The 14,585-nt window shown below is 59.1% G+C and carries 16 protein-coding genes and 1 tRNA gene; 11 read left to right on the plus strand and 6 right to left on the minus strand.

Annotated elements, in window-relative coordinates:
• The first annotated feature begins 288 nt into the window (after positions 1 to 288).
• A complete protein-coding gene (locus tag OU999_17200; GenBank protein ID WAC23443.1) occupies positions 289 to 861 on the plus strand; it encodes a hypothetical protein in 573 nt (190 codons plus the stop codon).
• The gene (locus tag OU999_17205) at positions 858 to 1,001 is read left to right on the plus strand and encodes a hypothetical protein (GenBank protein ID WAC23444.1); all 144 of its coding nucleotides are present in this window, start codon (positions 858 to 860) and stop codon (positions 999 to 1,001) included. Before OU999_17200 ends, OU999_17205 begins: the two co-directional genes overlap by 4 nt.
• Before the next feature lie 32 nt (positions 1,002 to 1,033).
• Here the strand turns inward: OU999_17205 and OU999_17210 are convergent, their stop codons facing one another.
• Positions 1,034 to 1,201 carry a hypothetical protein gene (locus OU999_17210; protein WAC23445.1) on the minus strand — a complete coding sequence of 56 codons (168 nt, stop codon included), beginning with the start codon at positions 1,199 to 1,201 and terminating at the stop codon, positions 1,034 to 1,036.
• A 383-nt stretch (positions 1,202 to 1,584) separates the two neighbouring features.
• Here OU999_17210 and OU999_17215 point away from each other — a divergent pair, with 383 nt between their 5' ends.
• The 4 genes from OU999_17215 (at position 1,585) to OU999_17230 (ending at position 6,475) form a co-directional block, all read left to right on the plus strand.
• Positions 1,585 to 3,105 (plus strand): DGQHR domain-containing protein, encoded by a 1,521-nt coding sequence (locus OU999_17215; protein WAC23446.1) that lies wholly within the window; start codon positions 1,585 to 1,587, stop codon positions 3,103 to 3,105.
• A 142-nt stretch (positions 3,106 to 3,247) separates the two neighbouring features.
• A complete protein-coding gene (locus OU999_17220) occupies positions 3,248 to 4,372 on the plus strand; it encodes a hypothetical protein (GenBank protein ID WAC23447.1) in 1,125 nt (374 codons plus the stop codon).
• Positions 4,369 to 5,505, plus strand: a complete 1,137-nt coding sequence (locus OU999_17225; GenBank protein WAC23448.1) for a DNA adenine methylase — start codon at positions 4,369 to 4,371, stop codon at positions 5,503 to 5,505. The genes OU999_17220 and OU999_17225 overlap by 4 nt, the downstream gene beginning before the upstream one ends.
• 82 nt (positions 5,506 to 5,587) lie before the next feature.
• A complete protein-coding gene (locus tag OU999_17230) occupies positions 5,588 to 6,475 on the plus strand; it encodes a hypothetical protein (GenBank protein ID WAC23449.1) in 888 nt (295 codons plus the stop codon).
• Between the two features lie 38 nt (positions 6,476 to 6,513).
• Here the strand turns inward: OU999_17230 and OU999_17235 are convergent, their stop codons facing one another.
• From OU999_17235 to OU999_17255, 5 genes are all read right to left on the minus strand, one after another.
• Positions 6,514 to 6,708, minus strand: a complete 195-nt coding sequence (locus OU999_17235; GenBank protein ID WAC23450.1) for a helix-turn-helix domain-containing protein — start codon at positions 6,706 to 6,708, stop codon at positions 6,514 to 6,516.
• Positions 6,709 to 7,425: 717 nt separating this feature from the next.
• A complete protein-coding gene (locus OU999_17240; protein ID WAC23451.1) occupies positions 7,426 to 8,355 on the minus strand; it encodes a HEPN domain-containing protein in 930 nt (309 codons plus the stop codon).
• A 52-nt stretch (positions 8,356 to 8,407) separates the two neighbouring features.
• Positions 8,408 to 8,656, minus strand: coding sequence for a sigma-70 region 4 domain-containing protein (locus OU999_17245; protein WAC23452.1), 249 nt, complete (start codon positions 8,654 to 8,656; stop codon positions 8,408 to 8,410).
• Position 8,657: 1 nt separating this feature from the next.
• On the minus strand, positions 8,658 to 9,809 hold the full coding sequence (locus OU999_17250) for a tyrosine-type recombinase/integrase (GenBank protein WAC23453.1): 1,152 nt from the start codon (positions 9,807 to 9,809) through the stop codon (positions 8,658 to 8,660).
• Between the two features lie 143 nt (positions 9,810 to 9,952).
• A tRNA-Ser gene (locus tag OU999_17255) sits at positions 9,953 to 10,045 on the minus strand.
• A gap of 289 nt (positions 10,046 to 10,334) precedes the next feature.
• Here OU999_17255 and OU999_17260 point away from each other — a divergent pair.
• The 5 genes from OU999_17260 to dut all read left to right on the plus strand — a co-directional run bounded on the left by OU999_17260 (position 10,335) and on the right by dut (position 14,572).
• The gene (locus OU999_17260; protein WAC25467.1) at positions 10,335 to 11,114 is read left to right on the plus strand and encodes a DUF1134 domain-containing protein; all 780 of its coding nucleotides are present in this window, start codon (positions 10,335 to 10,337) and stop codon (positions 11,112 to 11,114) included.
• A gap of 203 nt (positions 11,115 to 11,317) precedes the next feature.
• Positions 11,318 to 12,493, plus strand: coding sequence for an aspartate/tyrosine/aromatic aminotransferase (locus OU999_17265; GenBank protein ID WAC23454.1), 1,176 nt, complete (start codon positions 11,318 to 11,320; stop codon positions 12,491 to 12,493).
• Positions 12,494 to 12,555: 62 nt separating this feature from the next.
• Positions 12,556 to 12,879, plus strand: coding sequence for a hypothetical protein (locus OU999_17270; GenBank protein ID WAC23455.1), 324 nt, complete (start codon positions 12,556 to 12,558; stop codon positions 12,877 to 12,879).
• A gap of 33 nt (positions 12,880 to 12,912) precedes the next feature.
• On the plus strand, positions 12,913 to 14,121 hold the full coding sequence (coaBC, locus tag OU999_17275; protein ID WAC23456.1) for a bifunctional phosphopantothenoylcysteine decarboxylase/phosphopantothenate--cysteine ligase CoaBC: 1,209 nt from the start codon (positions 12,913 to 12,915) through the stop codon (positions 14,119 to 14,121).
• Positions 14,108 to 14,572, plus strand: a complete 465-nt coding sequence (gene dut / locus OU999_17280; GenBank protein ID WAC23457.1) for a dUTP diphosphatase — start codon at positions 14,108 to 14,110, stop codon at positions 14,570 to 14,572. Before coaBC ends, dut begins: the two co-directional genes overlap by 14 nt.
• The last annotated feature ends 13 nt before the right edge of the window (positions 14,573 to 14,585 follow it).

Raw genomic sequence — 14,585 nt, forward strand, 5'->3', positions numbered from 1 at the left:
CTGGACCGGTCAGGGATCGTCACCTGCATGGGCGTAAACCGGAGCAGCCGGGTTACGGGCGTAAGCCTAGAGCCTGGTCCGAAGGGGACCGCAACGGATAGCTTCATCCCAAGCAAAAGGGGCTGGCAGCTTATGGCCCCAGGCTTTTCCGTCCAACAATGCAGGGGCTTCCTGTTACCCGACGCCTACCCAGTGATTCTACCGAGCCTCAGGCAAATCTCCAAAACCAAATAGAACCGGGAGCGGTGCCATTGCCAACCCCGTTTTATCGCGCAACAGTTCGCCGCTATGCTACGCGATGACGACTCCGAATTGGCAACGATCAACGAAGCAATTCGGCTCAGGGGCCTATTCATTCATCGATATAGCGGCATTGAATTCTCAGTCAGCGAATTGATCGTGCGGGCCCGGGAACACCCGACTTACCGCGCTTTGGGTGACCTTCCGAAACCCTGGGCGAGGAAAGTGAAGCGCTTAAAGACGCTGTTTAAAATGGATGGCCCAATCAAAGCCTATGCGGCCGATATGCGGTCAACGTTTGAAGGTTTCCGCAGCTTCGAGACCAATCGGCATTTTCTCGTCCATGCCATGATGACGATACCCCGAGACGCCGTCGATCGAACCATGCTGGGTTTCTCGATGTACGATCATCGCCCCATTAGGGATGACGGCGAATCGATATCCGTGGTGCATGCGGGACGCCTGGAGATGAACCTCAACGCGCTCGACCAATTCGTGGCCAGTCTGCAGCCCATCTCCACGAACTTCACTGCACTGGTCGCGCGGATATGCCGCGAGATTCCACTGCCGGTGTTATACCTCCGGGAAAGTGTGGAAAATCAAACTGAGGAAAATCCATGACTGCGATTCTGGACAGCTGGCCCTGGTATGATCGCGCAGTTGTCGGCGCGGCGGTGGTCGGTGGACTGCTGTTTTGCGCTGCCATCCTGCGAAAGCTCGACCGCATCGTTCAACTGCTGGAAGGGCAACAGAAGCAGTAGCGTTAGGGCTTCCATTTTTACGACGTTAGCGGTCAGCTCGGGCTCAACAAATTCACGCACGCCATTTCTGCATGCTCGGCGTTGCCATTCGCTTCCTGAGCACGAACACAGACTTGGTGCGGTGAAAAATAGACATAGATAGCCACTGCCAGAATGATGGCCGATCCCAGAATAATCGCCGCTTTGATGTTACTGTGCATGAATTTGCCATAGCCAGTGGGGGCTGACTTCAACCTGTTTCAGAACGCGTCGGCGGTCGCCTTCGCCGAGCACGATTTCCCTTTTCAAAAAGGCAAGCCGACTAGAATGCAGCCTCTGCCCATGTCTGTAAAGATCGCCGAACGCGTTGTTCGCACGCTCAGCATTCGCGCGAGTCGCAAAGTAGGGTCCTTACACAAGCTTATGGTGGGATTGAAAGAGCTAAACATTAAGTGGCAATATGGATTGCGCGGTGACTTGATGCCGATCGAAAGCCCGAATTGCACTGGCTGGGCAGCCCGCAGAATGCCAGATCTTTCCAATTAATTTACAGCATTGTAGGATGTGGAAGGTCATGACATGGAGCGCGGGGAGGTGCTGACTGGTGGATAAAATTCAGGCAATTCGGTTCAAGCAGTGGCTCCCGGAGTGGGACCATTTTGATTTCGATCCGGTCCAGCATCGTCGCAAACCAGACGAGCATATCTTGCTCTTCTCGATGTCAGCGGTACAATTGCGGGCGCTGAGTGGCGTGTATCGCCGCACCCGTGGGCAAGCAGGCGGTGAAGGCCTGCAGCGCTTGCACGATCCGAGGCGGTCAGCCGCGATCCGGGATTTTGTGCGCTTTGGGCACCCCTACAGTGGCCTACCTTCAGTCGCGCGCGATGCTGCATCTGCTGCTATGCGCAAGCCTGGCTGGTTGCCGACTGCAATCGTCGTTAACATCCTGACCGACAGTGACGAACGTCGAGGCCGAAAGGTTGCCGCAACAGACCTTGTGACGATCGACAACGATGGGGATAGTCGCGCCGAACTTACCCTTCCATATTCCGATCGCTTCGAACACTGGATGCCTTCCGACCTTGAACCCTTTGAGGTGATCGATGGACAGCATCGCCTCTGGGCGTTTGACGAAGCGTTGCAGGATGGGAGCCTCCCTGGCGACTTCGAGCTCCCGGTCGTCGCCTTCACGGGCTTGGATGTCGGCTGGCAGGCATATCTATTTTGGTCTATTAACGTTTCGCCGAAGCGCATCAACCCGAGCCATGCATTCGATCTTTTTCCTCTTCTACGCTCGGCGGAGTGGCTTGAGACACTGTCCGATCTTCGCATCTATAGACAAGCACGAGCGCAAGAATTGACAGAAATCTTGTACACTCAACCAGAAAGCCCATTCCACAACCGTATCAATATGCTTGGGGAGTCTTCGAAAACCGCACCGCCAGGGGCTGGAGTTACCCAAGCGGGCTGGGTTCAGGCTATTACAACTAGTTTCCTGTCAACAGGCAGTGGACGTTCAGCCTCTGGACTATTTGCCGCTGACATTACTCCAGCATCGGGTCCGCTTCCATGGTCTCGCCCGCAGCAGGCCGCCTTCCTCATTATGTTGTGGGATCGAATTCGTGCGTCGATAATGAACGATAATCACCAATGGGTTGAGCAGCTTTCACGTCCTGACGGACAGGCCACTCTGGCACCCGACCCCGGTTACGCCTTTATCGGAAACCGTACTATGCTAAATCAAGAGCAGGGCGTTCGTGGCGTGCTGGCCGTTGCAAACGAGATATTTTTTAGCATAGCTCAGCTGAAGCCCGAGTTGTTCGACCTTGAAACTAGAATCGTGGCGGGCGCTGCAACCACTCAGGATGATGTGACTGTCGCTATTGGCGAGCTTGGCCGTTCAAATCTCAGTAAATATATCTCAGATTTTTGTGATGCGATCTCCGGATTTGATTGGCGATCTGCGGATGCCCCAGGACTTGGAGATGATTTGCGAATGCTGAAGCGAGCTTTTCGAGGAAGCAGCGGCTATGTCGCTCTCCGAGAACAATTGTTCCGCCATTTAGCGGCAAATGCGAACGAGATTGCTAAAGTTGCCGACGAAGCACTGAAGCGGTTTTCTTGAGGTGACTGCTCAGCTAAGTGCGAACGACAAGGCAATCTTGTCCCTTGCGGATCCTGCAACTGTGGTTGCCGCGCTGGGTCGGTTTCGTGCTCAAAACGGGACTCCTTGGCTTCCGCCGACGCATCCTTATCAGGATGGCGCATTGCCCCGTGGCGAAGCCGCCTTCGCCTCCGTATCTGGAGCAAATTTGCTTGAAGTTATTGCTGTACGGGGTCCACTTCATGCGATTGATGGTTGGAGTTATCTTGGCCGGGCGTTTTCTTCGCTGGTAAGCGGCCAAGCCCATGCTGCACGTCACTTAGCTTACTATGCCGAACTCCGGGCGGCTCTCTCTATTCTCGCTAGTTCGGGCATAGGGGTATTCAATTGGCGAAACGCCGTCGTGGATGCGAGCGGAAACGCACATATCATGTCCGCGTTTGGCACCCACGATATGGCTTGGCTTGCGCTGGCTGAATGGTCTGCAAGCCCACTGAGCTTAGACCGCCTCATTGCGCCACTCCGGCTGGCTGGGGCTTCCCTACTGGATCCGTTCCGAGAGTTTTTTCCTGGTCAAATATCTACTGCGGCGGGCCAGTTGATGACCGAGTGGGGGTTCGACCTCCAACAAGGATCAGCTGATCGGAATGAACGAAACTGGTCCAGCTATCAACCGACAGCGCTTGGTCCAATCATTACCACGCCTGCATCGGATGCTGAATTTCTAAGGATGTTCTGGAATTCGTGCCGACCGAATGGCGTAGAGCTTGAGCGTCATCTTTTGCGCATATTGCTCGAAACAGAGGCACGTTCGTGTAATTCTCAGATATCAGAATATCCTCATCGTTATGATCGGCTACAAGAAAGCACAAAGGCAACCGTCTCCTTTGATTTCTTGAGCCGAATAGATGATCCTGTCGACCATGAATTTCTAATCCAGCTTTCAAGGCGGACGTTGCCTGCCCCTCCATACGCCATGATTTGCAGGGCTGGCTTACTGCTCAGGTTGGCAACTGGCATGGCTGAGGAAAATTTGCGTGCGGCAGGTGTTCAACCAGCCGTGCATTTCAATGATTGGTGGCAAGATTTTGGCGTAAGTCATGGGCTGTGGGATCCCAATTTTCCACCCGGCGCAAGCGGGGAGCTTTGGGACGACATCGACTTGGCACTGGAAGAATGCGCTATGGCCCCTACAGGCCATCGACACGAGTGGATCACAGGCCTAGCAGGCAACGCCATGCGCATGTGTCAGGCTGAGCGGGCAGCGCTATGGGGGCTGTTCCAATGAAGTATATGGGGTCGAAGCGAGCTATGCTCGGTAATGGCCTGGGCGAGGCACTAGGTCGCTCCCTAGGCCAAGCAAATCGTGTGCTCGACCTTTTTACCGGATCAGCAGCTGTTGCGTGGTACGTCGCAGAACGTTGTGGCAAAGAAGTGATCGCCAGCGATTTGCAAATGTATTCCACCGTCCTCGCCGCCGCAGTGATTGAACGCACTGAGACTGTCACCCAGGGAGACTGGATAGAGGTCTGGATGAGAAGCGCCCGTGCTCGTGTCGCAGCGCACAAATCTTGGCGTGATATCAAGGAACTTCAGGCTTCACTTTCAGTAATTCCGGTATCTGAAGCAGCTTCGCGAGCGCGTGCATTTGAGTTCAGCCGCAGATTTCCGCTCAGTAGGGCGTATGGCGGTTACTACTTCTCGCCAATGCAGTCACTGTGGCTCGATGCTCTGAGGTCGTGCCTGCCGGAAACCGTGGTCCACCGGAACGTCGCACTCGCGGCGTTAATTCAAGCAGCCAGTCGTTGCGCCGCCTCTCCAGGGCACACGGCCCAGCCATTCAAGCCGAACGAAACCGCAGGCCCCTACCTTATCGAGGCATGGGAACGGGATCTTCCTGCCATTGTCCGAGCGCGAGTCGCGGATATAGCGCCTCGGGTGGCTCAGAAGACAGGTAAGGCTCACTGCGTGGACGCGAACGAACTCGCAAATGAGGCGCGCGAGGGAGATCTTGTTTTTCTCGACCCACCTTATTCTGGCGTCCATTACAGCCGCTTTTATCATGTACTTGAGGGTGTCGCGCGAGGAGCTGTCGGTGATGTATCGGGCTCAGGCCGCTACCCCCAGTTAAGTGAACGGCCATCTTCTGACTTCTCAATGTTAACCACTTCTAAGCGTGCTTTCGACGACCTTCTAGCTATCCTTGCTCGGAATAAAGCCAGTGTTATTATCACATTCCCGGCAGGTAAGGCATCGAACGGCCTTAGCGGTGATGATGTAAAGGCCATTGCTGCTGAACATTTTCGGATCGAAGAGGCTAAGATTTCATCGCGTTTTTCTACACTTGGAGGGGATTTAAAACATCGCGCTGCTCGGCATCAAGCGGATGAGTTGATACTGACTCTATCTGCAGGTCGGTGATTTTATTTGTCATCTATTTGAATGCATTGGTGTAATTGCTTCCTAGTCTGTATAGGTTGATTTATTTTTGGAGGTTAGGCGAATGGCGATGCCACCAATCGATCTGAAAAATCGTCAGTTCGCAATTCACTTTGAAACAAATCAAGCAATCCGCGTGGAGCGTCTTGGAGCATTTCTAACTGCTCTCGGCATGTTCGCCGATGAGCATCTAGGGCCTGACGCTGAGTTTGAGCTGACCCACTTATCCAAGGGTAGCGTGATTGCAATATTTGATGCGTGGGGCTCAGTTATTGGCGGGTTGGGCGGGTTTGGTTCCTTCGTCTTAGCGGTCTCAATGTGTATTGAAAGCAACCGACAGCGTCGGCTTTCCAAACGTGCTGCGGAGCTGGTGGTCGATGACGGTGTGGTGGCTATTACGATCGACTCGGCGACAACGGGGAGGATTGTTATCGAGGGTGCGTCTACGGCTGCGGTCCAAGCCCTCTTGGCCGTTCGACAAAACGAAGCGAGGCTGTCAGCGCGATGGTATGCGAATCGGCGAGAATTGGGTGGGGACGCGAAATACTTGCCTGATAGTTTTGATGGTGGGCGCATCTCTTCTGAAAATTTAGTCACGCAGGATGGCCGGTCTATAGTTACAGAATCGGGATTGCCGATTCTTCCGGAGGCGGTTTATTCAGATGGACCGAACTCCCTCGAATACTCTGAATTCATTCAAGCGGTTAATCGCAATCCAAAGTCTTACAGCGATGACCCCCGCAACTTCGGTGTTTTTGTTGGGCGCATTGAGCTAGTGAATTCAAGGCGGTATCTTGTAACTCAATCTGGCCGTAGATTTAGACTCGTCGGGGTATCAGATATCGCCTACTCGCCGCATCAGATCTACGTGGTGCGCGGTCCTGTGGTAGAGGATGTCGTTGGAGGTCATCATTGGCTGGAGGCAAAGGATCTGTTCATAGCGACCGAATGAGTGAATTGATTGTCGGCGAATGGCCTGTTCTGGCTGCGTTAGATTGTCCCATCTGGCCCTATCCGATGGCTTTTTTTACATGTGCGGTGCTGTTCCACTAGGCTCCGGAGGCTCTCGGTCAGCACAAGCGTGGAAGCTCCCATTTTTACAACCTCGACTTCGCCTCGCGCAATAAGCAGGTACAAGGTGCTGCGGCTGATGCCAGTATACCGGCAAGCATCGGGAACCCGCATACTGATCGGCTCGATCGATAACGGAGAAGACGGGGGGATGCGCGTTCCGGGCATAGCGGGACCAACTGTTTGAGAACCAGCGACTGAATGAGCCGAGTGCGCCATCCGCCGTGCACTGGATTATCCCTTCTCGGCTCTATAAGCGCCACAAGACATTCTCACGCCAGGATATCCGTTTGCACGATTGCTGAAGCGGCATCCATCAAACCTCACCTCGGCGAACGGATTAGAATTTGTGCACAGCTGCCGGGGCAGCTCCATCATGCCTTGGCCGGTCGGCGGCTTGCTACCTGCCCCGAAAAAGGGGGGTAACATTGGCTCTCGATAGGGCCAAGTCCGGTCCAGCCGCCAGTCGATTTTGTCCGCCATCATCCCGTCCGACGAGGCAGCGATGCGCCGCCGCGAAACCCCGCAGAAAACCGCCATTCTCGAGAGGGGTGGCGTCACGAGGCAGCGGATTGGCACCTCGAAAAGTGGCAGAAATCCTGCATGCACCCGTGCGTAAGGTGTGTGACTATAAAATGTGGGTCCGATGCGAAGCATCGCGGCCCTGCAACCCAGCCGGATTTGATGCCGGTGCGGTGGCAGAAAATGGGTGCGGCTGGGGCTGCCGAACGGACGGCTCGAATGGTCTTCAAAGGGTGAGATTTGAGAGTAGGTGGCGGCAGAAGGACAGTGCGAGGCCGTCGTCCAGGTCCGGCTCACGAATCTGCGCTCTCAACCCGATGCTGAAGCCTTTGCCTCAAGATCGGCAATCCGTTCCGAGCAGATAGCGTGGACAGCCCGTCCAAGCTCCTCCACGCACCCGCCAAGCCACAAAAGCTCATCTTCGGTAATCCGATAGTGCTTGGAGTATCTTGCCTTCACATAAGCCTCTTTCAGCTTCTCGAACCGCGCCCGATCAAGCCGGCTGTCACGAGGCCAAGCATCGACCAGACGCATGTCGATCCGCTCGGCCTGGGTGCGCAGGAGACCAAGGTTGTGCACGTGCGGCGTGTAGAAGGTGCAGACAAGCAGAACGCAGTGGTACAAGAACTCAGCTGACTGATGGGTATCAAAGGCTGCCTCACGAAGGCGACCCTGGCCGCGAGTATATTTCGCGGTATCGAGGCGACCTGCCGCCGCAGGAAACCACTCGTCAAAATACTCGCGCGCCATGGCTAGCGCCTGCTGAGGCGTCTTTGGCTTCGGCGTATGCAGCTCCCGCTCATCGGCCTCGTGCAAGGCGATGCCGTCTTTCGCCACATCCATGAAGAAATACCGGCCATGCGCCAGCCCGTCGTTCACCTCCTGAAGCGTGTGGACGATGAAGTTGACCGGCGTGTGCAGCGTCCGGTCGATGGCAAGCTCGCGGATCAGGCGATCCTCTAGCTTGAGCCAGTAATCGACGCGCTCGGTCAGCCGCTTGTCGTTGACGATGATCAGCAGATCGAAGTCGGAGCGATAGCCCTTGGCCGTGTGCGGCTCATCGACCCAGCCGCCGCGTGCGTAGCTTCCATAGAGGATCAGCTTCTCGATCCGGCCCTTCTTCTTCCACTTGTTCGTCGCGAGCGAAAGGGCGTCCTCGAACTCCTCGAAGATGATCTGCTTCACGCGCTCAAGCTCGCGCTGCTTGTTGGCAGGAAGATGGTCGAGGTCGGTTCTCATGGGCAGCGGCACCCTGTAGAGATGACAGACGATTGGCAAGCTGGAAGCCGCATCACCAGCGCCAGAACTGCCACCAGTCTGGCGGCTTCTCGGTCGGCATCTGCATCAGCACAAACAGGGCATTGGCAAAATGCTGTTCGACTTGTTGCAGGGTCATGCCGTGCTTCGTGGCTAGCTGGCGGTAGCTAAGTTCATCGACGCGGATGCCAAGGAAGATTTCTCGGTCGAGCGGCTCCATCCGCTCGACCGCCCGCTCGAACCTGCGCAAGCGCCTGCGCTCTGCGCGCGACAGGCGGGGCACCTCAACTTTCCTTGTCGCAGTATGCGGCCCATTCGGCCATCATCACCCGACGCTTCTCCAGCAGGTTGCCTCGCCGGTAGGCGGCTTCGGTCTTGTTGCCCACTGTGTGCGCCAATGCTGCCTCTGCAACATCGCTCGGATGGTTCGTCTCTTCACTTACCCAGTCGCGGAACGATGAGCGGAACCCGTGGGGCGTGTAAGGCTGGTTCATCTCCTTCATGAGCTTGGACAGCGTCATGTCGGACAGAGGGCGATTGTTCTTGAAGCCAGGAAACACATAGGGCGATTCCCGCAGGCGCAGCTGGGCACAGCGACGGATGATCCGCAGCGGTCGCGGGCTGAGCGGTACGACATGCTCGCGAAACGCCTTCATACGCTCCCTGGGAAGCGTCCAGAGGCCGCTTTCGAGGTCAACCTCATCCCAGGTCATCCCGCGCACCTCGCCCGATCTGGCGGCGGTGAAAATGGCAAATTCAAGGGCCAAGCGACTGAACGATTCCCGCGCCCGCAGCTTCTGGATGAACTTGGGCACCTTCTCATAGGGCATGGCCGGGAAATGGCCATCACGGCGTGGCTGGCGGGGCAGGCCCTTGGTGATCGCCCGCATCGGAGCCTCGCTCTCCCGATAGCCGGATGCATAGGCCCAATCGAGCACCATACCGATCCGCTGCCGGACCCGGCGCGCAGTTTCGGGCTTGGCCAGCCAGATTTCCATCAGCACGTCGCGGATCATTGGGCCGGTGATCCGATCGACCCTCATCTTGCCCAGCTGTGGAAAAGCATACATTTCCATGGTGCGCATCCACTGGCCATGGTGCTTGCCGTTGCGCCAGGTCTTCGAATGAATGTCGAACACCTTCTGCGCCGCATCCTTGAAGTTGGGCACGGCCTCGACCTTGCGCCGCTCGAACTGCGGATCGTAGCCCTGCTCGACCTGTTTGCGCACAACCAGCGCCCGTTCGCGCGCTTCCTCCAAGCCAACCGTCTTGCAGCTGCCCAGGCCGAAATCTCTGCGGTGGCCCTTGTGCTGCACCCGGCAGACCCAACTGCTGGTCCCTCCCGGCCTCTCATAGCGAAAAAGGCCGTCACCAAAACTGACACGGCGGCTGGACTGCCCCTCGGTCTTCGGGCCGGTGTTTGAAGTCGTTTCCATGGACCTGATCATAAAATTTGTTCCCACATTGGCAAAAATGTCGGTCTGGACGACGTGGGACACACAGGGATCCGAATCACCAGCGAACCCCGCAGGGAAGCTGGACTTTCGGAGCTGATCAGGGATCGTGTGGGATTAGTAGGTGGCGGAGACGGAGGGATTCGAACCCTCGGTACCGGATTTACCAGTACGACGGTTTAGCAAACCGTTGGTTTCAGCCACTCACCCACGTCTCCGCATGGCGCGCATTTCGATGCTTGCTTGCCCCTGCTAGGGGGCCGGTCGATTGGCCAGAGCGCGCTATAGCGGCGGGTGCAGCGGGGATCAACCGGTTAAGTGCGCTTTTGTTTGCGCGCCGCGATCAGCGCGGTGCCATCGGGCGATTTGCGGCTGTTCGCTCGATTTGTCGCAACCGGGACTCGGGTCATCGCGTGCGCGACTCGGGTCATCGCCCATTCATTGTCACTCGCGCACAAATCCGGGATTCGTGGTTAATCGTGCAGAAGCGGGAGGCAAGGCATGCAGATGGGCTGGTTCGGACGAGGTCTGGCGGTTGTCGCGCTGACCGTGGCAGGTCTTGGTGGCCCGCTGGCGCCATCGGCCTTCGCGCAGGTGCAGACGGTCGATCCCAATGAGGCGATCGATGCCGATCTGGCGCGCCCGTCGCGTGCTGCCCCATCGGAGCCCGTCACCGAAGCGCCGCTCGATCAGGGCTATGATTACGGCACGCCCGACAGCGGCACGACCAGCAGCGCCGATCCGCTTCCCCCCGTGGCCAGCGATACGGTGCCTGCCGCTCCTGCCGGGCCTGGCGTCGCCGGCAACGGCTATCAGAAGGACGACCTGATCGGCGCGGCAGAAGGCGTGTTCGGCAAGGGGGCCGAAGGGCTGGCCGGGCTGATCGAGGACATCTTGCGCAAGCAGGGCGAGCCCAATGGCTATATCGTCGGGCGCGAGGCATCGGGCGCGTTCGTTGTCGGCCTGCGTTATGGATCGGGCACGCTGCACCACAAGGTCGAGGGCGATCGCCCGGTCTACTGGACCGGCCCCTCGATCGGCTTCGATGCCGGGGCCAATGCCGGTAATACCTTCGTGCTGGTCTACAATCTCTATGACAGCGAAGAGCTCTACAAGCGCTTCGGCGCGGGCGAGGGCGCGGCCTATCTGGTCGGCGGTTTCCACACCAGCTATCTGCGCCGCGGCGATGTCGTGCTGATCCCGGTGCGCATGGGGCTGGGCCTGCGCCTGGGCGTCAACGCCGGTTACATGAAATTCACCCGCAAGCGCAGCTTCGTCCCGTTCTGACGAGGTGCCGAGCGGCACGCCATAGCCCGCAGGGTCGCAACTGCCACATAAGGGCATGGAAAGGCCGGTCGCAGCCAAAGCGCTTCGACCGGCCTTTTTACCTTGCCCCGGCGCGCATCGGTCGGCATGGAGGCTCGCGCATTTTCCTGACGCCGGAAGGGGTGTTTCCGGCAATATTCAAAGCTGAAATGGGGGATTGACCCGTGCTGGAACTATTGAAGGCGCAACCGGCGGATGCGCTGCTCGCGCTGATCAAGCTTTACGCTGCCGATGAACGTTCGACCAAGATCGACCTGGGCGTGGGCGTTTACCGCACCGCCGATGGCGCAACGCCGGTGTTCAAGGCGATCAAGGCGGCAGAAGCGCGCCTGCTCGATGGGCAAGACAGCAAGAGCTATCTCGGCCCCGAGGGCGATATGGGCTTTGTCCGCGCGATCATGCCTTGGATGCTGGGCGATTTCGACCCGGCTGGCCGGATCGATGGCTTGCAGACACCCGGCGGTACCGGCGCGGTGCGGCTGGCGGCGGATTTGCTGCTGAAGGCCGGCGTCAAGCGCATCTGGATGGGCACGCCCAGCTGGCCGAATCACGCCCAGATCCTGAGCGCGGTGGGCCTGGCCTGCGAAACCTTCCGGCATATGGATGTTGCCACGCAGAAGCTTGACTTCACTTCGCTGGAAGCCGCACTCGACAAGGCGGATGCGGGCGATGCGGTGCTGCTGCACGGCTGCTGCCACAACCCGACCGGCGCGGATTACAGCGAGCAGCAATGGCAGCAGATTGCCGAAACGGTCGCCGCCAAGCGGCTGTTCCCGCTGATCGACCTCGCCTATCACGGCCTGGGCCATGGGTTCGAGGCGGACGGCTATGGCCTGCGCACCGTGCTGTCGCAGGTGCCCGAGGCGCTGATCGCCTATAGCTGCGACAAGAATTTCGGCCTGTATCGCGAGCGCGTCGGCGCGCTGTATGTGATGACCGAAAGCCCCGCGCAGCAGCCTGCGGTGCAATCAAACCTTGCCGCGCTCGCGCGCGCCAACTGGTCGATGCCGCCCGATCATGGCGCAGCTTCGGTGCGCATCGTGCTGGAAGACGAAGGGCTGACCAAGATCTGGCTGGACGAGCTGGATTCGATGCGGACCCGCATGCGCGGCGTGCGCGATGCGCTGGCGGCGCATCAGTCTATCGGTTCGGTCAATCTGGCCGCAGTCGGGCATCAGAACGGCCTGTTTTCGGTGCTGCAGCTGACGCCCGACCAGATCGCCGCGCTGCGCGCCGATTGGGGCGTGTACATGGCAGGATCGGGCCGGATCAACATTGCCGGGTTCACCGACGCCAACATCCCGCACTTCATCGAAGGCCTGCGCGCGGTCACCGCCTGATTTCTTTGAGTCCTGCGATCTGCCGCACAGCGCGCATACTGGCGTTGCTATAGGCAGATCGCATGACCTGGACTGCGACCCTTTTGAAACTGCGTGATCACCTGGCCGCCATGGCGGCATCGGTGCTGTGCGCCCATGTCATCGGGCTGATCCGGCTGAGCGATCATATTCCGCAAGGCACGCTGCTGATCGACGGGCGCGCGGGCCAGCTGATCGGCGTGGCGCTGTGCGCGCTGGTGCACGCGATCGTGCTGACGTTGCTGTATCGGCGGCGGCTGGTGGCAGGGCCGCTCTATCGCTGCGGCGAGACGCGGCCGCTCCATGCTTATGGCCAGCCGTATCGCCCGGGCACATCGTCGCTGCTCGAAAGCTGGCACTATCGTTGACCCGCGCGTGCGCAGCATTTACCGCTGGGCCCCATGAAACCACCCCATATCCTGCTCATCGTCGGCGGCGGCATTGCGGCGTACAAGGCGTGCGAGCTGATCCGGCTGATCCGCAAGGCGGGCATGAGCGTGCGCTGCGTGCTCACCGATGGCGGCGCGCAGTTCATCACGCCGATGACGCTGGCGGCCTTGAGCGAGAACGAGGTGTTCACGACGCTCTGGGATCTCAAGAACGAGACCGAGATGGGGCATATTCAGCTCAGCCGCGAGGCGGACCTCATCGTGGTCTGCCCTTCCACCGCCGACCTGCTGGCCAAGATGGCGGCGGGGATATCCGACAGCCTGGCCACCACCGTGCTGCTGGCGACCGACACGCCAGTGCTGGCGGTCCCGGCGATGAATGTGCGGATGTGGCAGCATGCCGCGACCCAGCGCAACGTGGCGCAGCTGCGCGGCGATGGCGTGATGGTGGTCGATCCCGACGATGGTGCGATGGCCTGCGGCGAATATGGACCGGGGCGCCTGCCCGAGCCGGTGGCGATCATGGAGCGGATCGAGGCGGCGCTGGCTGGCCATCCTGTCCCTGACGACATCCAGCGTCGGCCACTCGCAGGCAAGCGCATCCTCATCACCGCAGGGCCAACGCACGAGCCGATCGATCCTGTGCGCTATATCGCCAACCGGTCGAGCGGACGCCAGGGCTTTGCCATTGCCGAAGCCGCCGCGGCGATGGGCGCGGATGTGCAGCTGGTTGCAGGTCCCGTGCATCTGCCGACGCCGCCGGGCGTGACGCGAATCGAGGTCGAGACCGCGCGCGAGATGGCGGCAGCGGTCGAGGCGGCGTTGCCTGCCGATATCGCGATCCTGGTGGCGGCGGTAGCCGACTGGCGCACCGCGGATGCGGCGGACCAGAAGATCAAGAAGACAGGCGGTGCGCTTCCGGTGCTGCAGCTGGCCGAAAATCCCGACATTCTGGCAGGTCTGGCGCGCGACGCGCGGCGTCCGGCACTGCTCGTCGGCTTTGCCGCAGAGACCGAGAATGTGATCGATCACGCCAAGGCCAAGCTGGCGCGCAAGGGGTGCGACTGGATCGTTGCCAATGACGTGTCGGGAGACGTGATGGGGGGCAGCGAGAACGCGGTCCATATCGTCACCGCCCAGGGCGTCGAAAGCTGGTCCAACCTGCCCAAGGACCAGGTCGCGCGCAAATTGATGGAGAAGATTGCCGATGCCGTCCGCTGAACACCCGCTGCTGCCGATCACCATCCGGCTCAAGCGGCTGGCGCATGGCGAGGGGCTGCCGGTGCCCGCTTATGCGACGTCTGGCGCGGCGGGCATGGATGTCGTCGCGGCCGAAGAGCTCGACCTGATGCCGGGCCAGCGGCACGCGGTGGCGACCGGCTTTGCCATGGCGATTCCCGATGGATACGAGGTGCAGGTGCGCCCGCGCTCAGGTCTGGCGCTCAAGCACGGGATTACTGTGCCGAACACGCCCGGCACGATCGACAGCGATTATCGCGGTGAGCTCAAGGTCATCATGATCAACCATGGCGATGCGCCCTTCCCGATTCGCCGGGGCGATCGCATCGCGCAACTGGTTGCCGCACCGGTGCAGCGCGCGGACTTTGCCGAGGTCGACGATCTCGACGCGACGGCGCGCGGGGCAGGCGGCTTCGGCTCGACGGGGACATAAAAAATCCTCCCAC

Origin of the sequence: Blastomonas sp. SL216, assembly GCA_026625625.1 — a bacterium.
Taxonomy (GTDB): domain Bacteria; phylum Pseudomonadota; class Alphaproteobacteria; order Sphingomonadales; family Sphingomonadaceae; genus Blastomonas.